The organism is Mesobacillus harenae, assembly GCF_013343715.1.
Classification (GTDB): Bacteria; Bacillota; Bacilli; order Bacillales; family Cytobacillaceae; genus Mesobacillus_A; species Mesobacillus_A harenae.
In genome coordinates, this window is record NZ_JABUNR010000015.1 from 91,194 (window position 1) to 110,250 (window position 19,057).

The window sequence follows — 19,057 nt, forward strand, 5'->3', positions numbered from 1 at the left end:
AGCTGTAACATTAAATAAAAGAATTTGGAAACCTTGCGGTTTTTTCAGGGAGGACCCTTAGATATGAAAAAAGTACGGAAAGCTATCATCCCCGCAGCTGGACTGGGTACAAGGTTCCTGCCAGCTACCAAAGCAATGCCAAAAGAGATGCTGCCGATTGTTGATAAGCCAACTATTCAATACATTGTCGAAGAAGCGATTGCATCCGGAATAGAAGATATTATCATCGTAACCGGAAAAGGCAAGCGTGCCATCGAAGACCATTTCGACTTTGCGCCAGAGCTGGAGCAAAACCTGATTGAAAAAGGCAAACTGGAGCTGTTGGATAAGGTTCGCTACTCGACCAACCTGGCAGATATTCACTATATTCGCCAGAAAGAGCCAAAAGGATTAGGACATGCTGTCTGGTGCGCACGGAATTTTATCGGTGATGAGCCATTCGCTGTTCTCCTTGGAGATGATATTGTTCAGAGCGATACACCGTGTTTAAAGCAGCTAATTAATCAGTATGAAGAAACACTAGCATCCGTGATTGGGGTCCAGACTGTACCGGATAACGAGACACATCGATATGGGATTGTTGATCCTTCAGTGCAAGATGGACGCAGATATCAAGTTGCTAATTTTGTAGAGAAGCCAGCACCAGGTACAGCGCCATCTAACCTGGCGATCATGGGCCGGTACATTTTGACTCCGGAAATCTTTATGTTCCTAGATCAGCAAGAAAAAGGAGCAGGCGGAGAAATCCAATTGACCGATGCGATTCAGAAGCTGAATCAAATCCAGCGAGTATTTGCTTATGACTTTGAAGGCAAGCGGTATGATGTAGGGGAGAAGATCGGGTTTGTCAAAACGACGATTGAATTTGCGCTACAGGATTCAGAGTTGAGGGAAGAGTTGCTATCGTATTTGGATGGTGTGATGGAGAAGGCAAAGGTTAAATAGAAGTTGATAGGCAGGCTCCTACCTGATGGTTAGTAATGGGTGGGGGCTGTTTTTTTGTGGATAGTAGTTTGTTATAAAGTTATGTATTGCTCCCAGATTAAATTTTAGAAGAAATCAATGATTCTAGAATGGGAGGATTAGATGAAATGAAGGATTCAAATGGACTTACTCTTATAGACTTGATATCTGTTATAGCTATTCTTGGTATTTTGGCAGGAATAGCGGTACCATCTGTAATTTCGGTGATTGAGAATTCCAGGAGTGAGGTTTGCTTAGCTAACCAGGAAGAAGTCGAAAGAATGTATGAAGCTTATCTAGATTTAGAATACCTGGTCAGATGTACTTTTTCAAGGGCATCTTGATTTATATGAAGGCGAGATTTGTCCAAGTCATGGTATGAAGATGGAGAGGTGCATTGCAGCGTGCATTCAAAAGAGGAGGAAGAGGAAACGGAAGATGAGGATGAAAGCGGAGGAAGAGGAAACGGAAGATGAGGATGAAAGCGGAGGGGGAGTGCCTTTTTGTAGCTTAAACTTAATTTATCTAAGTGATTGAGTATGATAGAGGAACTGAGTATCGTGGTTAGATTGAAGGCTAGAAACCTTGCGGGATAAGGGTTTGAGGCGATTTTAATGAGATTTATAGATTGATTGAATGGTATATATAATAGGAAGAAACTCGGTTTGAAGTGCTAAAACAGTAAATATCTAATTCGTATTTGCATGGTAGATTGAATAGATATTACGAGGTGGCTATCAGTAGTAGATAACAATCTTAGTGGTTTAGTAGTTGATTGGAGTTTTGAAGATTCCAAGGAAGTCCTAATCTACTAAAGAACAAATTTTAAGGAGTGTAGCTGGATGTATATAAAGGTTAAAAGATTGATAGATATTATTCTTTCTTTAATAGGACTTATTGTCTTATCCCCCATTTTTTTCATTCTGATAATAGCTATTAAGATGGATTCAAGAGGACCGGTTTTATTTAAGCAAAAGCGTGTAGGGATCAACAAAACACATTTTAATATATTGAAGTTTCGTACTATGAGAATAGATACACCTAAGGATACTCCAACACATTTGCTTGAAAATCCAGAGCAGTATATCACAAAGATGGGTAAATTCTTGAGAAAAACCTCACTTGATGAGCTTCCGCAGATTTGGAATATTTTTGTAGGACAGATGAGTATTATTGGGCCAAGACCTGCACTATGGAATCAGTATGACCTGATTGCTGAACGGGATAAGTATGGTGCTAATGATGTACCACCTGGATTAACTGGTTGGGCACAGATTAATGGTAGAGACGAGCTTCCTATTGAAGTGAAAGCGAAGTTGGATGGGAAGTACGTTGAGAAGATTAGTCTCTGGATGGATGTAAAGTGCTTCCTCGGGACCATCGTTAGTGTAGTGAAAAGTGACGGGGTTGTTGAAGGTGGAACCGGAGTTAAGAAGGAAGTTGCGAGTACTAAAGAGACTGAAACTTCATGAAAGTAAATAGATTAATAGAGGTGTTGAAATGCTTTTAGTCACCGGAATCACTGGTCATACGGGAAAATACTTTTTACAAGAACTTATTGATAATAAATATGAAGGCTCTATTCGTTGTATTGTTAGGGAAACATCAAATACTTCTCCTTTGGATAAAAGCGGCCTAAATATAGAAAAGGTTGTAGGAGATTTAGATGATCCAGACTTTATCGGTAGTGTGATGAATGGTGTAGAAACGGTAATGCACATCTATAATATTCACCATTCACCAATGATTGTTGAATCTGCTATTAAGAATAAAGTAAAAAGGGCTATATTAGTACACACCACAGGGATTTATTCGGAGTTCAAGTATGCCTCAGAAGGATATAAGAAAATAGAACAAAAGATTAACGAACTAAAAAGCGATACTAAATGTCTGACAAAAATTACAATTTTAAGGCCTTCTATGATATATGGAGATCTCTGTGATAGAAATATGAGTAAGTTTATTAAGATGATAGATAAACTAAGAATCATGCCTGTTATCAACGGTGGAAATAGTTTAATTCAACCAGTGAATGCCAGAGATTTAGGGAAGGCGTTTTTTACTGTATTAATGTCTCCAGTAAAGTCTGATGGAGACGCTTATGATCTATCTGGCGAAAGGCCTATTAGAATGATAGATACTTTCAATTTAATAAGCAAAGAACTTAATAAAAAAACAGTCTTCATCAGTGTACCATTAAGTTTAGGAGTACTGATGGCAAAAGTTATTAAAACTCTGACACTACGAAGAATCGATTATATAGAACGGGTTCAGAGAATGGGAGAAGACAGAAACTATTCCCACGATAGTGCAACTAGTGACTTCGGTTATAATCCCATGACTTTTGAAAAAGGAATACAAATAGAAGTTCAAGAGTATCTAGAGAAAAATAGAAACTAGCTAAAATGAGTAGGAGTATTAATATGAAAATAGCTGTACTTTCAAGCCATACATCATCGTTGTTTTGGTTCCGTATGGATATGATGAAAGACTTTATAGAAAATGGTCATACCGTTATTGCATTAGGATCTGAGCCTGAAGCAGAATGGAAGGAAAAGTTCGAAAAATACAATATTGATTATAGGCAGCTATATGTTGAACGCAATGGTATGAATCCAATCAAAGACTTAAAAACTTTAAGGTTTCTTTATACATTCATGAAAAAGGAAAAACCTGATAAAGTGTTCGCATATCAAGCCAAAACGGTTGTTTATGGAAGTATAGCTGCAAAGTTAAATGGTGTTTCTGAAGTATACCCTTTAATAGCTGGACTTGGTTCGATATTTAGGGGAGAAGGTTTTAAAAACAAAATAGTAAAAACAATAATGAAAGTAGAATACTGGGCTGCTTGCAAATGTAGCAAGAAAGTATTCTTTCAGAATCAAGATGATAAAAATGAATTTATTCAAAATGGTTTAGTAAAAGATAATATGACGGTAATAATTAATGGTTCGGGAGTAGATCTTGATAAATTCAAACCAACACAATTTCCGGAAGAACCAGCATTTCTCTATATTGGTAGACTTATTAAAGATAAAGGAATAATGGAATATTTAGAAGCTTGTAGAGAAGTTAAAGATAAACACCCTAAGGTACGTTGTTTACTAGTAGGCCCATATGACAGTAATCCTTCTGCCTTAAAACCAGATGAGCTGAAGCCATATATAGAAAATGGTGTTATTGAATATTTTGGGGAACAAAGTGATGTGAGACCATTTATCTCTCAATGTAGTACCTATGTATTACCATCATATCATGAAGGTACGCCAAAAACAGTATTAGAAGCCATGGCAATGGGGAGATCAATCATTACCAGTGATGCTCCCGGTTGCAGGGAGACAGTTATCGAAGGACTAAATGGATATTTAGTAAAGGTCAAGGATATCAAGGGGTTAACAAATAAGATGGAATACTTGATTTCTAATCGTGAGATATGCAAAAACATGGGGCAAGAAAGCGAGAAGATTGCTAGAGAAAAATATGATGTTAAGGTTGTTAATCAGTCAATTATCCAGACAATGGGTTTATAAAATAAAGGAGAATTTAATATGAAATTATATGAGAAGATTGTTAATAGAGAAGAGAAAATCTCATTAATTGGACTTGGTTATGTTGGTATGCCAATTGCTGTTGCTTTTGCTAAAAAAGCTGACGTGATTGGCTTTGACGTAAATAAACAAAAAGTTGAACTTTATAAAAGTGGTATAGATCCTACAAAAGAAGTAGGAAATGAAGTAATTAAGAACACAACAGTTGAGTTTACATCAGATGAAGCAAGTCTTAGGGAAGCGAAATTTCATATTGTAGCCGTGCCTACTCCGGTAAAAGATGATCATACACCTGATTTAACACCGGTGGAATCAGCAAGTCGCACCTTGGGTAGAAATTTGACAATAGGCTCAATAGTTGTCTTTGAATCTACAGTTTATCCTGGTGTAACTGAAGATATTTGTGTTCCAATTTTAGAGAAAGAATCAGGACTACAATGTGGTGTAGACTTTAAAGTTGGTTATTCACCAGAGAGAATTAACCCTGGTGATAAAGTTCATAGACTAGAGACTATTATAAAAGTTGTGGCAGGGCAAGATGAAGAGACTTTAGATAATGTAGCAAAGGTTTATGAATTGGTGGTAGAAGCTGGTGTGCATAAAGCAGCAAGTATTAAAGTGGCGGAGGCTGCAAAGGTCATAGAGAATTCACAACGTGATATTAATATTGCTTTCATGAATGAACTCTCTATTATATTTAATAAAATGGGAATTGATACAAAAGCGGTACTTGAAGCAGCAGGAACGAAATGGAACTTCCTTAATTTTTCTCCAGGATTAGTTGGTGGCCACTGTATAGGGGTTGACCCATACTACTTAACATATAAAGCAGAGCAAATGGGTTACCATTCCCAAATTATACTTTCGGGAAGAAAAATAAACGATGATATGGGTAAATATGTTGCCGAAAATACGGTAAAGAAAATGATTAAAGCTAATAAGCAAATAAATGGTGCGAAAGTAGCTATATTTGGTGTTACGTTTAAAGAGAACTGTCCCGATGTCAGGAATACAAAAGTAGTCGACGTAATAAAAGAATTAGAAGAGTACGGAGTAGACGTTAAAGTTGTAGATCCTCAAGCTGACAAAGAAGATTTATGGCGTGAATATAGGATTAATCTTTGTGAAATAGAAGATATAAAAGAAATGGATGCAATAATCTTTGCAGTTCCACACGATGAATTTAAAGATATTCAATTGGAAGATGTAAGGATGATGTTTGGGCCAATTGGATATGTAAATTTAGAAGCTATGAATGAAGTAGCTGCAACTTCTGAGTTTGATATAGAAAATGATAGAAAAGATTGTGTTCTTATGGACCTTAAAGGAATGTTTAATAGAAAAGAAGCAGAAGATACTGGATTTATTTATTGGAGGCTATAACATTGGGGTATGAAAATATAAAATTTCCAGATGAAAGTAAATTCTTAGTTACTGGCTCAGCAGGTTTTATTGGTTCTAATTTAGTAGAAGCAATACTTAATTTAGGCTATAAAGTTAGAGGGATAGATAATTTTTCAACTGGTAAAAAGGAAAATGTAGAAGAGTTTTTAGATAATCCTAATTACGAATTTATCGAGGGAGATATTCGTGATCTTGAAACATGTATGAAAGCTTGTGAAGGAATCGATTATGTTTTAAATCAAGCTGCATGGGGGAGTGTTCCAAGAAGTATTGAGATGCCTTTGTTTTATGAAGAGGTAAACATAAAAGGTACACTATATATGATGGAAGCAGCAAGGCAAGCAGGTGTAAAGAAATTTGTCTATGCTTCTAGTTCTTCAGTGTATGGTGACGAGCCAAATCTTCCGAAAAAAGAGGGAAGAGAGGGCAATGTATTATCACCTTATGCACTTACCAAAAAAGTAGATGAAGAGTATGGAAAAATCTATACAAAGTTATATGGACTTGATACTTATGGTATGCGTTATTTTAATGTGTTTGGTAGAAGACAAGATCCTAATGGTGCTTATGCAGCAGTAATTCCAAAATTCATTAAACAGTTACTTAATGATGAGCAACCAACTATTAATGGTGATGGAAAGCAGAGTAGAGATTTTACTTATATCGAGAATGTGATTGAGGCAAACTTGAAGGCTTGTAATGCATCCCATGAAGCGGCTGGACAGGCCTATAATATTGCTTATGGTGGAAGAGAGTTTTTAATTGATATCTATACCTATTTGTTGAATGCATTAGGAAAAGATATTCAGCCGATATTTGGACCAGATCGTAAAGGTGACATTAAGCATAGTAATGCTGATATTAGTAAAGCAAAAGATTTTCTAGGATATTATCCAGACTGGGGTTTTGAGAGGGGCATTACGGCTGCTATACAGTGGTATAAGGAGAATTTATAAATGGGACTACTCGAGAAAATATATGATAAATCGCCAATATTTTTCCAAAATATGATGGTGTCAATCTCAGGTTATCAGCGTAACAAGGAACGTTATGGGAAAGTATATTGTGAATATTTAAAATTCCTATCAGAATTTGATAAATTAAATTTGAAAGAACAATTGGATTTCCAACATAAAGAACTAGTAAACTTTATTAAGTTTGCAGTAGATAATAGCAAGTTTTATAGAGATTTATATAAGGATATTGATATTAATTCTATTCATAATATTAATGATCTTAAGAAATTACCTATAGTTGATAAGGAAATGTTAAGAGAAAATATTAAGGATGTAGTTACCTTAAGCCAAAAAGAGGCTGTAGAAGGACATACGGGAGGCACTACAGGAAAGTCACTTGTGGTTTTATTCAGCCAGGAAGATATGATGAAAAGAATGGCTATTCTGGATCACTTTAAAAGACGTGTTGGTTTTGAACATAGAAAAATGAAACGTGCAACTTTTAATGGGAAGCACATAATTCCTCCCACTCAAAGGAAAAAAGTTTTTTGGAGATATAATGTTGCTTGTAAACAAATGATTTACTCTTCGTTTCATCTTACTGAAGAAAATATGAAATATTATGTAGAATCATTGAACGAATTTAAACCTGACGCAATAGATGGCTTTTTTATGTCAATGTGTGATATTGCAGGATATATCGAACGTCATAATATTAAGTTAAAGTTTAAACCCGTTGCAATATTTCCAACATCAGAAACATTAACTAAGTCAGGAAGAGAACTATTAGAGAGAGTGTTTAAGTGTAAGGTTTATGATCAGTATGCCTCGAGTGAAGGTGCACCCTTTATTACAGAATGTGCAAATCAGACATTACACATGGAATTAGTATCAGGAGTGTTTGAACATTTTGAAAAGGATAACTCTGAGGTGTTAGTCACTAGTTTTACTACTCATGGTACACCATTAATTCGTTATCGTATTGGAGATGCAGTGATTTGTGATAAGACAAGTGAAAGCTGTAACTGCGGTAATGAATTGACTACTGTTAAGGAAATACAAGGTCGTCGACTGGATTTTTTATATACCGCAGAAGGCGCAAAGATAAATGGCGGAAATGTTGCAAACTTATTTAAAAACATGCCTAACGCATTAATAAGAGCTCAAACCATTCAAGAAAAAGTTGATGAGATAACTATTAACCTTGAAGTAGATCAAAACCTATATAAACCTGAGTATGATGATCTATTGAAAGATGAGTTTATGCACAAATTTGGTGAAGCCACAAATATAATTATTAACCATGTTAATGAGATACCTAGAGAGAGAAGTGGAAAATTTAGAATGATAAAAAATAATGTTAAGATAAACGGTGTGATGTAATGAAACCCTTAAGGATATTACATGTTTTAGCTAGCCTAGACAGAGGTGGAGCTGAGGCGATGATAATGAATATATATAGGAAAATTGATAGAAATAAAATTCAATTTGACTTTGTTGTTAATGATCGAGATGAAAGTTATTCATATGAGGCAGAAATAAAAAGTTTAGGAGGACGTATTTATAGAGTACCAAGATATAAAATAACTAACTATTACTTCTATAAAAGAGAATGGGAGAAGTTAATCTCCCAACATCCAGAATGGAAGATAATTCATGGACATCATACCTCCCCAGCATTTATTTATTTATCGATTGCAAAATCACTAAACAGATTAACAATAGGTCACAGCCATATTGCTGGTGGAGAACATACATTAAAGTCATATATTAAATTTTTAATGAGATATCCTTTACGATATATAGCTGACTATTTATTTGCATGCTCTGAGTCAGCAGCAAAGTGGATGTACGGCAAGAGAAGTAATGAATCACAAGTTCTTAATAATGCTATAGATGCAAAAAAGTATGTATTCTCTGAACAAATAAGAACACTTAAAAGGAAAGAACTAAAGATTGAAGATAAGTTTGTAATAGGTCATATAGGGAGGTTTCAAACTCAAAAAAACCACCTTTTTTTAATTGATATTTTTAATGCTGTCCATGATAAATACAATAATTCAATATTATTGTTAGTAGGAGATGGAGAGTTACGACCTTTTATTGAAAAAAGAATCAAAGAGTTAGGGCTGATTGATTCGGTAATTTTTACGGGAGTGAGATCAGATATTCCTGATCTACTTCAAGCAATGGATTTGTTTTTATTTCCATCATTATATGAAGGTTTAGGCATCGTCAGTATAGAAGCGCAAGCAGCAGGGTTACACACTATTGTATCGGACACCATTCCACAAGATGCCTATTTAACAAACTTAATTGAATCAATCTCCTTACAGGACTCGAAAGAAAAATGGGCTGAAAAGATATTAAAATATACTACTGGCTATAATAGAAAAAACACTTATGAGCAGATAAAATCAAAAGGTTATGATATTGAAGCTACATCTATGTGGATTCAAAGGTTTTATTTGGAGCATTGGAAGGAGTAGCTATGGTAAGTAAAACAAGGATAACTGTGTTTACCCCCACATATAATAGAGCTCATACAATAAATAGAACATATAAAAGTTTATGTAATCAAACATGTAAAGAATTTATATGGTTAATAATTGATGATGGTTCATCAGATAATACTAGAGAACTAGTTGAACAATGGATTAATGAAGATATTATACAAATACAATATATATATAAAGAGAATGGTGGTATGCATACAGCACACAATACTGCCTATAATAATATTAGCACTGAACTTAATATCTGCATAGATTCAGACGATCAAATAGCTGAGAATGCAATTGATACAATCTTAACATTTTGGGAGAAATATGGGGATGAAACTTATGCGGGTTTAGTAGGATTGGATGCTACTTTAGATGGCCGGTTAATTGGTAAAGGGTTTCCTGATAATTTAAAAGATACAACTCTATCAAGTTATTATGCTACTGGAGGAAAAGGGGATAAAAAACTTGTATATAGGACAGATGTTATAAAAAGATATCAAGATTATCCTGAATATAAAGGTGAACGACTTGTACCTCTTGGTGTTAAATATACTTTAATAGACCAAGATTATAAATTATTAATTCTGAATGAAGTGTTATGTTATGTAGAATACCAGGATACAGGTTCTAGCAATACAATTTTTAAGCAGTATATTGAAAGTCCAAAAGGATTCTCATATGCAAGAAAAATCAATATGGTTTATGGGGCAACATTAAAAAAACGTTTTTTATCATGTATACATTATGTAAGTAGTAGTATATTTGAACATAACAAAGAATTTTATAGAGATTCACCAAAGAAAATAATGACATTATTTTCTTTAATTCCCGGAACGTTATTAAATATTTATATCAGATTTAGAGTACAATTTTTAGATAAATTTCAGGGAGCTAAGAAATGAGCAAAATAAACGTTTTACAGGTAGTCAGTACTATGAATTGTGGTGGTGCTGAAACGATGCTAATGAATATATTTAGAAATATCGATAGGGAAAAGTTTCAGTTCCACTTTTTATATTATACTGATGAAACTTGTTATTTTGATGAAGAGATTAAGAGCCTAGATGGTATTATACACAGAATAAATAATATTAAAGAATTGGGTGCTATAGGACTCATTAGTAAATTGAAACATCTAATTAAGGCCCAGTCCATAGAGGCTATCCATGCCCATACATCTTTGTCTATAGGAGTTGTGATGTATGCTGCAAAAAAAGCGGGTGTTCCTATTAGAATAGCACATTCTCATACGACAGTTGATCCACGAAAGTCAACATTTAAGAGAAATATATACAATACAATAATGAAGTCCTTAATCAAGAAGTATAGTACGCATTATTTAATGTGTGGAGATGATGCGGGGAGGTTTTTGTTCGGGAGCAATTATTTGAGAAATACAAAGTTATTACCTAATGCAATTGATCTAAGTCAATATACAGTGGCTGAAAATAACATACAAAAGACAAAGAAAACATTATCTTTATTGAATAATACATTAATCATTGGACAGGTAGGCTCGTTTAAAGAAACTAAAAATCATAAATTTTCATTAGAAATTGCTAGTAAATTAAAGGAAAAGGGTATTAACTTTAAAATGCTGTTTGCTGGTGAAGGTGAATTGATGGAAGAATGTATCGAATATTCAAGGGATTTAGGTGTAGATAATAATATTCTGTTTTTAGGAAACCGCTCAGATATATCAACTTTAATGAATGTTTTTGATGTCTTACTTATGCCTTCATTGTTTGAAGGATTGCCAGTTACCCTTGTGGAGGCACAAGCGGCGGGATTATCATGTGTAGTATCTAATAATATATCAATAGAATCTGACTTTGGGGTAGATTTAGTTGTGTTTTTATCTTTAGAAGAGTCAAAAGAAGTTTGGGTTAAAAAAATAATAGAGTCAAGTAAAAAAGAAAGGGTAGATAAAAATATAATTAACGAAAGTATAAAAAATAGAGGATATGCAATAGAGGAATCCGTTAGACTAGTGAGTGAGATTTACTATGACTGATACAAATAAACCAATAGCAAAAGCGAATATCGCATTAATATATTATGTGTTTTTATTACTAATATGTATTATATATGGTGTTATATGTTTATTGTATCAACCCTTAGTGTACAATTCAGAATTTGTGATTAAGTCTTGGGGTTGGCTATCAATTTTTTTGTTATTATTAAGCACTTTTACTTTTATAAAAAGAACTAATTCCGTATTTAACGCTTATATTATCTATGTACTAGTTGCATATTTCTATTGGTTAGGTTTGCTATTTTTAAATGCTTTAAATATTAATATTGATAGAACAGTATTAAGTTGGTTCGATTATAAGGCTCTAATTGGTCCAATAGTTTATACAGTTTTGGGGTTTGGATTATTCCAATTGGCAGCTTTATTATATACACAAAAGAATTCTTTTATTACAAACTTTTCCCAAAGCGAAATTTTTACTAATAAGAGAAATAAAAGTGCAGTATTGATTACTAGTGTAATCCTATTACTAATTTCAGCACCTATTTATTATAGTAATTTAATTAACAATGCTATAGTTTCACTTACTAGTGGTTATGGAGCGCTGTATAATAATGCGAATGACTCTTCATCAGTTAATAATATTATCAGTTCATTAGAAATATTCTTCATTCCAGGGTTATATTTGTTTTTTTCTGTTAATAGAAAATCTAAGATAGCACGTTACTTTGTTATTTCCTTAGTTGTAATTAATATATTATTGAGTTTTTTAACGGGTGTTAGAAGTTTAGCCCTAATTTTACTTATAAGTTTTTTATGGTTATATCATGTCCAGGTTTCCCCATTTAAAGGGAAAAAAAATCTTTTATTAGTAATTCTAGGGATATTTATTATGGCCCTATCGGTTACAATCATACAATACAGAGGAACAAGTGATAAGACATTCACTGAATTTCTTAATATATTTTTTAAAAATATAGGGGAAGAGAACTTTATCATTACATTCATTAGCGAATTAGGTTATAGTATATACCCCCTTATTGAAACAATGAGACTTATTCCTGAAAATATTGATTTCGCTTATGGTTTCTCATATTTATCTAGTTTTCTTGCAGTAATACCAAGCCTATTATTAGGTGGATTTTCTTTTGCAAATTACGCTGCTCTAGATGTCTGGCTCATGAACCAACTGAACATTAATTATGGACCGGGATATTCATTAATTGCAGAGACTTACTATAATTTTGGATGGTTTGGTTTATTGTTAATGCCAATTTGGGGTGGTATTCTTGTGCGGATATTTAATAACGTGATTATTAGTGAGGGCAAAGTTGTTAGAAACGCATATATTGCCATATTAGTTTATTATCTTTTAATGACAGCACGATCTCCGCTTTTATTATCAGTAAGAAATATCTTTTATGGAATAATTATACCAATGGTGTTGATTAAGTTATTTGAACTTGCTGGAGGAAGGAAAAGATAGAATGAGTTATCAAAAGACTACAATTACTGTATTTACCCCCACATATAATAGAGCTGATCTTTTATACAATTTATACAGTAGTTTAAAATTACAAACATATAAGAATTTTGATTGGTTAATAGTAGATGATGGAAGCACAGATAAAACTAGAGATGTCGTAGAATCCTTTAAGAAGGAAAATATTCTTAACATTACTTATATAAAAACAAAAAATAAAGGTAAAATGCAAGCTATAAATACGGGTGTTAATAATTGTAAAACAGATTTATTTTTTATAGTAGATTCCGATGATTATATAACGGAATCTGCAATAGAAAAATTAATTACTTCCTGGACACAAGAGAAGAGTGAGAATTTAAGCGGTATAATTGCAATGAGAGGAAATGTAAAAACGTATACTCCTATAGGTGGAACTATGCTTCCAGAGATTAAAACAGAAACCCTTTATAACCTTTATAACAAATATAGTTATAAAGGTGATTTAGCTGTAGTTTATAGAACAGACGTATTGAAAAAATTTCCATTCCCATATATAGAAGGAGAAAAATTTATATCTGAAGCTTATATATGGATGAAAATTGATGAACATTACAAGATGTTAATATTAAGGGATATTATTTACCTGTGTGAATATCTAGACGATGGATATACTACTAACGCCAAAAAATTAATGCTAAATAATCCTAAGGGATATAGACTTTATTATTTGCAACATGCTAGAATGTCTCAATATTTATCTAGGGGACTAAAAATAAAGCGGAAAATAATTTCTATTATAAAATATATAGGATTTTCTATAAAAGCTAAGGAGCCTATTTTTAGAAATAATCCGTATAAGATACTCACCATTTGTTTATATCCTATTGGAATAGCTTATAGATCTATAAAGTTACATGAAAGGTGAAGTAGAATTGAAACTTAAAGATTTTATACCTAGATATGTTGTCAATCACTTTAAGCTTATACGTCTTAAATATAAGAATTCAGAAAGTATAATAAATACGTATAACATAAGTAATTCATGTCAAATTGGAAGAGAGTGCATTATAGATTTTGAAACTTCTTTGTCACTAGGCACGGTGGTTGGAGACTACAGTTATATAAATTCAAATTGTAACATTACCAATACACAAATAGGAACGTTTACATCCATTTCATCGAATTGTGTTATTGGAGCTAGTCAACATCCGATAAATTACATGAGTACTTCACCTAGGATTTATAGTGAAAACAATATTCTTGGTGTTCCTGCATTTTTTGAATCAAAGCCAAAGAAAACAATTATAGGTGATGACTGCTGGATAGGGGCAAATGTAGTTATTATGGATGGAGTCAAAGTAGGCAACGGCTCAATTATAGGTGCTGGTGCTGTTGTTACAAAGGACATTGAGGAATATTCAATAGCTGTGGGAACTCCTGCAAAGGTTATAAAAAAAAGGTTTGATGAAAAAAGCGTTGAGTATCTAAGAAAAATAAACTGGACCCAATTACCTTTAAAAGATATAAGAAAAATGAAAGGGATTTTCATAAAAAAAGACTTTTGGAATGAACCTGACTTATAATGAAGAAAATTAAAGGAATATCCAAATTTAAAAATAATAAAAATTTAAATGCTACAATTTTTTATGGCTTTGGTGGGATATTTAGCAAGGCAGTAGCTTTTATAACAATACCAATTTTCACAAGGATATTATCTACAGAAGATTATGGAATTGTGAATAATTATTTGGCTTGGGTTTCAATTTTTACTGTAATAGCAAGTTTAGGTATGACTAACTCTATTAGAATGGCATTTGTGGATTATTTAGAATCTATTAATAAATATATTTCTTCAATGTTTACATTATCAGTAGTCAGCTTTTTCTTAATATCGACTTTTACCATTTTTATTAGCAATTTTATAGAATTGCAACTAACAAAAACTATACTTATATTAGCTTTTATACAAGCGTTTTCCAGTTTTGTTATAAACTGTATGATAGCTAAATATATGATGGAATATAAATATATTAAAAGAACCATCTTAATGATTTTACCAAACTTTATTACTATTATTACGGCAATCCCGCTAATACTATATGTCTTTAAGGAAAATGAACACCTAGGAAGAATAATTCCAAATGCAATGTTTTTTTTGTTAATTGGGCTCATTTTAATAACTGTAGTAATGTTTAAAGGGAAAACATTTTATAATAAAGAATATTGGCAATACGCAATTAATGTGTCTTTACCATTAATTGCGTATTCACTGTCAGAGATCATACTTGCTCAAGTTGATAGAATAATGTTAACGGAAATGAGAAGTGCGTCAGAAACAGGAATATACAGCTTAGTATATAATTTTGGAATGGTTCTAAATCTATTTACAGGTGTTTTTGCAAGTATATGGGTACCATGGTTTACAAATGAAATGAAAAAAGGATCAGTAACTACCATTAATCAAAGGGCAAAAGAGTATATTTTTATTGTAACTGGAATTGCAATGTCCATTGTTTTGGTTTCTCCTGAAGTTTTAAAATTCATGACAACTTCGGAGTATTGGGAAGGTATATATCTTATTCCGTTTATTGTTTTTTCATCTTTAATTATATATTATACATCATTTTATATGGACGTCGAATATTACTATAAGAAAACAAAAGTAATAGCAACAATCAGTGCTTTGAGTGCAGTAGTAAATATACTGTTAAATCTAATTATTATACCAATTTATGGGGCAATTGGTGCTGCTTTTACAACTCTAGTTTCATACTTGTTTTCTTTATTGCTACACTATTTCATAATTAGGAGAGTTAATTCAAGGTTGATTGGGAAAAAGGTATTTCTATTTCCTATGATTTGTGTTGTTATAACAAGTTGTACTTACTATCTAATAATTGATATAACAGTTTTAAGATGGATGCTTGCATTGGGAGTATGTATATATGTTTTTCCAAAGACAATAAGGGTTATTCTTAAATGAATTAAGAGAGCAGAGAACCATTCAAAGCATTGAGCAATACTCAATATGAGTAATAGATGCATTATTCTTATAGTTAAAATTGTCTTTATAGTACTAATTAATAAAGAGATTTAGCTAATATATGAAGTGAGGTGTGTATAAATACAATGAACATATTAGTAACAGGTGGTGCAGGATATATAGGATCCCATACTTGTGTTGCATTACTGAAACAAGGACATTCAGTCATTATTGCTGATAATCTTTCTAATAGCAAGAGTGAGACTGTTATGAAAATCATGGATATAGCTAATAAAGAAGTAACTTTTTACGAGATTGATGTCACAGATGCAGAAGCTATTGATAGTATCTTCAGAAATTACAAGATTGACGGAGTTATTCACTTTGCGGGGTTAAAGGCGGTAGGAGAATCAGTAGACATACCTTTAAATTATTATTATAACAATATTGTTAGTACTATGGTTCTTGCAAAAGCTTGTCAGAAATATAATGTGAATCGGTTTGTATTTAGTTCCTCTGCAACTGTATACGGAGATAATAAAGTTCCTTTTGTTGAAACTATGGATCTTTTACCAACAACCAATCCATATGGTGAAACGAAAGCAATGAGTGAGCGAATTCTAACTGACATAGCTAAAGCAAATCCAGAATTTTCAGTTGCTCTTCTTCGATATTTTAATCCAGTCGGAGCCCATGAAAGTGGCTTAATTGGTGAAGTACCTAATGGTATACCAAATAATCTGATGCCATATGTAACTAAGGTTGCTAAGGGGAAATTAGAGAAATTACGAGTTTTTGGGAACGACTATCCAACAATAGATGGAACCGGTGTAAGAGATTATATTCACGTATTGGATCTAGCAGAAGGGCATGTTGCAGCGTTAGATAATCTCAAGATTGGTGCTCATGTTTATAACTTAGGAACTGGTCAAGGTACCAGCGTATTAGAATTAGTGAAAGCTTTTGAAGAAGCAAATGGTACTGAAGTTCCTTATGAAATATTAGAGCGGAGACCTGGAGATATCGCTTCTTGTTATGCTGATGCTTCAAAAGCTAAAAGAGAGCTTTGTTGGACAGCAAAACGTGATATTATATCCATGTGCCGTGACGCTTGGCACTTTGAAAAGAATTATAAAGAATAGTGTGATTTAGCAAATTACCCGCTAGGCATAATGCTTGGCGGGTATATTTGTTATGCTTAATATTTTTATGAATTTAATATCTGCTCATCAATAATTTTACCCTCTTCTAAGTCAATAAGCATGGTAGTTATTTTTAACCGTAACATTCTATGAGGATATTTAAGTAAGATTTCATATAGTTTGTCATTGCTTACTACCATTGTATATTTGGTAATATCATCTTGAGGTTTCCATCACAGTGACGCCCCGGAAAATCTTGTTTCACGTAACGTTTCACATTTGTGTTGTTAAACTCTGTGGGAGCTATCTTGCAGAGTTTTTGTTTTTTCTAATGATAAATGGCACAATACTCCTCGATTAAAGTTCCCAGATATGTTTCACGGGTTTGTTGGGGATGCGGTGGATCTGTTTTTTACTTTTGGTTAGTGCGGTTTTGTCGTTTGCTGGTGTTTTGTAACTTCTAGACTAAAAAATATTGCTAATGGCTTACATCATCTAAATGATATTTTGACTAGAAAGCTTAAAGAAAAATTAAGTTTTTTCCAACTTTGAGTAAGAAGGAAAGAAAACTTTATGGGACAAATACATTCATTCGATGTATGAAAAACACAGTTAAAAGAAATGCTTTCGAAACAGGGTGCCTGACCCCCGGTGCGTTAAGTGTTACGATAGATTTTCTTGAGCCTGGAGTGACGCACTATTTCAAGGTCAAATCGTATCGGGTGGTAGACGGAGAGCAGATCGAAAGTCAGCATTCCCAAACTGTTAGTGCAAAGCCTGTTTTCAAGGTTCCAACATCTCCAAAAGCAATATCAGCCGGGTACAAGAGCGTAAAGTTAACCTGGGGACCTTCACCTGATGCCGTAGGATATGAGATATTCAGAGCGGATAGTTCAACCGGAACCTATACACGGATTGCAACCCTTGATTATCCTCAATCATTAAGTTACACAAACGGCGGATTGCAAACAGGGAAGAAATACTATTACAAAGTTAGGGCTTATCAGTATCAATATAGCAAAAAGGTATACAGCTCATTTTCTACTATTGTGAGTGCAATCCCAGTTCTTGCTGGTACTTCCTCGAAGGCTGCTTTAGCGGGATATGACCGAGTCAGGATCACGTGGACTAAATCACCTGAGGCAACAGGCTATGAGATTTATAGGGCCGACTCTTCAACTGGGACTTACAGAAAAGTAACAACTACAACGAACAATAGTACTTTCAGCTATACAAACAGCGGGCTTTCCTATGGAAAGAAGTATTATTACAAGATAAGGTCATACAAGACTGTGTCCGGCAAAACTAATTATAGTTCCTATTCAAGTGTAACAAGTGCAGCGCCTGTATTGCCGGTCCCTGCAGCTAAAGCAGCATCCGCTGGATACAACTCTATAAAGGTCAGCTGGGGACTAGTATCCGGAGCTCAAGGATTTGAGGTATACCGGGCAACTTCAAAAACCGGAACCTATTCAAAAATAAAGACCATTACCAACGGCAGTACAGGTTCTTATATTAATGGTAGCCTTGCAACAGGTAAAACCTATTACTATAAGGTAAGGGCGTACCGGACAATCGGAAGCAAAAAAGTGTACAGTTCATTCTCTGGCATAGTGAGTGCAATTCCAGTGCTGGCCACGCCAGCTAAAATCACATTGGGGAAAGTGTCAAGCACCTCGCTGAAAGTATCCTGGTCCAAAGTCAATGAAGCATCCGGATACGAGATTTACCGATCCACCTCACAAACCGGAACCTACACCAAAGTAAAAGCAATCACATCCGGTTCAACAGTAAGCTTTACGAATACATCTCTTGCGAAGGGCAAAACGTATTATTATAAAGTCAGGTCGTATAAAGTCGTAAATGGAAAGAAGCATTATAGTTCATTTACAAAAACTGCTTATTATAAGTTATAGATTCTTTAAGAAAGCGCCAACTTTATTTTGTGGTTGGTGCTTTTTGTATACTTCGGTGTTAGAAATTTTTTTCACTGGCTCTGTTTCAAGGGGTATGGATTACAGAAGGCAGTAAGTTCCTGAGTCTGGTACTTTTAAAGAAGAAATGTATGAAAAAACAAAACTAAACCTTTTAGAAATATAAATAGGCAAATGTCAATT

General features: G+C 33.5%; 17 protein-coding genes. All 17 read left to right on the forward strand.

The features are described from left to right. Positions 1-63: 63 nt before the first annotated feature. A complete protein-coding gene (gene galU, locus HRJ06_RS17845) occupies positions 64-945 on the forward strand; it encodes a UTP--glucose-1-phosphate uridylyltransferase GalU (RefSeq protein WP_174734320.1) in 882 nt (293 codons plus the stop codon). Between the two features lie 146 nt (positions 946-1,091). Next, positions 1,092-1,307 carry a type II secretion system protein gene (locus tag HRJ06_RS17850; RefSeq protein WP_174734321.1) on the forward strand — a complete coding sequence of 72 codons (216 nt, stop codon included), beginning with the start codon at positions 1,092-1,094 and terminating at the stop codon, positions 1,305-1,307. A gap of 498 nt (positions 1,308-1,805) precedes the next feature. Next, complete coding sequence (locus HRJ06_RS17855; protein WP_174734322.1) at positions 1,806-2,435, forward strand: sugar transferase; 630 nt, start codon at positions 1,806-1,808, stop codon at positions 2,433-2,435. A 28-nt stretch (positions 2,436-2,463) separates the two neighbouring features. Beyond that, positions 2,464-3,363, forward strand: coding sequence for an SDR family oxidoreductase (locus HRJ06_RS17860; protein WP_174734323.1), 900 nt, complete (start codon positions 2,464-2,466; stop codon positions 3,361-3,363). Positions 3,364-3,386: 23 nt separating this feature from the next. Then, entirely contained in the window at positions 3,387-4,493 is a 1,107-nt protein-coding gene (locus HRJ06_RS17865; protein ID WP_174734324.1) for a glycosyltransferase family 4 protein, read from the forward strand. An 18-nt stretch (positions 4,494-4,511) separates the two neighbouring features. Then, positions 4,512-5,894 (forward strand): nucleotide sugar dehydrogenase, encoded by a 1,383-nt coding sequence (locus tag HRJ06_RS17870; protein ID WP_174734325.1) that lies wholly within the window; start codon positions 4,512-4,514, stop codon positions 5,892-5,894. A 2-nt stretch (positions 5,895-5,896) separates the two neighbouring features. Continuing rightward, the gene (locus tag HRJ06_RS17875) at positions 5,897-6,871 is read left to right on the forward strand and encodes an SDR family oxidoreductase (protein ID WP_174734326.1); all 975 of its coding nucleotides are present in this window, start codon (positions 5,897-5,899) and stop codon (positions 6,869-6,871) included. Next, entirely contained in the window at positions 6,872-8,254 is a 1,383-nt protein-coding gene (locus HRJ06_RS17880) for a phenylacetate--CoA ligase family protein (protein WP_174734327.1), read from the forward strand. Then, the gene (locus tag HRJ06_RS17885; RefSeq protein WP_174734328.1) at positions 8,254-9,360 is read left to right on the forward strand and encodes a glycosyltransferase family 1 protein; all 1,107 of its coding nucleotides are present in this window, start codon (positions 8,254-8,256) and stop codon (positions 9,358-9,360) included. The genes HRJ06_RS17880 and HRJ06_RS17885 overlap by 1 nt, the downstream gene beginning before the upstream one ends. Before the next feature lie 2 nt (positions 9,361-9,362). Beyond that, complete coding sequence (locus HRJ06_RS17890; protein WP_174734329.1) at positions 9,363-10,277, forward strand: glycosyltransferase family 2 protein; 915 nt, start codon at positions 9,363-9,365, stop codon at positions 10,275-10,277. Further along, on the forward strand, positions 10,274-11,389 hold the full coding sequence (locus HRJ06_RS17895; protein WP_174734330.1) for a glycosyltransferase family 1 protein: 1,116 nt from the start codon (positions 10,274-10,276) through the stop codon (positions 11,387-11,389). Before HRJ06_RS17890 ends, HRJ06_RS17895 begins: the two co-directional genes overlap by 4 nt. Further along, positions 11,382-12,836: an O-antigen polysaccharide polymerase Wzy gene (gene wzy / locus HRJ06_RS17900; protein WP_174734331.1), complete on the forward strand. Its 1,455-nt coding sequence runs from the start codon at positions 11,382-11,384 to the stop codon at positions 12,834-12,836. Before HRJ06_RS17895 ends, wzy begins: the two co-directional genes overlap by 8 nt. A 1-nt stretch (position 12,837) precedes the next feature. Further along, positions 12,838-13,740: a glycosyltransferase family 2 protein gene (locus HRJ06_RS17905; protein WP_174734332.1), complete on the forward strand. Its 903-nt coding sequence runs from the start codon at positions 12,838-12,840 to the stop codon at positions 13,738-13,740. 7 nt (positions 13,741-13,747) lie between these two features. Next, the gene (locus HRJ06_RS17910) at positions 13,748-14,398 is read left to right on the forward strand and encodes a CatB-related O-acetyltransferase (RefSeq protein ID WP_174734333.1); all 651 of its coding nucleotides are present in this window, start codon (positions 13,748-13,750) and stop codon (positions 14,396-14,398) included. Further along, positions 14,398-15,798: a lipopolysaccharide biosynthesis protein gene (locus tag HRJ06_RS17915; RefSeq protein ID WP_174734334.1), complete on the forward strand. Its 1,401-nt coding sequence runs from the start codon at positions 14,398-14,400 to the stop codon at positions 15,796-15,798. Before HRJ06_RS17910 ends, HRJ06_RS17915 begins: the two co-directional genes overlap by 1 nt. Positions 15,799-15,944: 146 nt before the next feature. Further along, the gene (gene galE / locus HRJ06_RS17920) at positions 15,945-16,940 is read left to right on the forward strand and encodes a UDP-glucose 4-epimerase GalE (RefSeq protein WP_174734335.1); all 996 of its coding nucleotides are present in this window, start codon (positions 15,945-15,947) and stop codon (positions 16,938-16,940) included. A gap of 548 nt (positions 16,941-17,488) precedes the next feature. Continuing rightward, the gene (locus HRJ06_RS17925; RefSeq protein WP_174734336.1) at positions 17,489-18,856 is read left to right on the forward strand and encodes a fibronectin type III domain-containing protein; all 1,368 of its coding nucleotides are present in this window, start codon (positions 17,489-17,491) and stop codon (positions 18,854-18,856) included. Positions 18,857-19,057 lie beyond the last annotated feature (201 nt).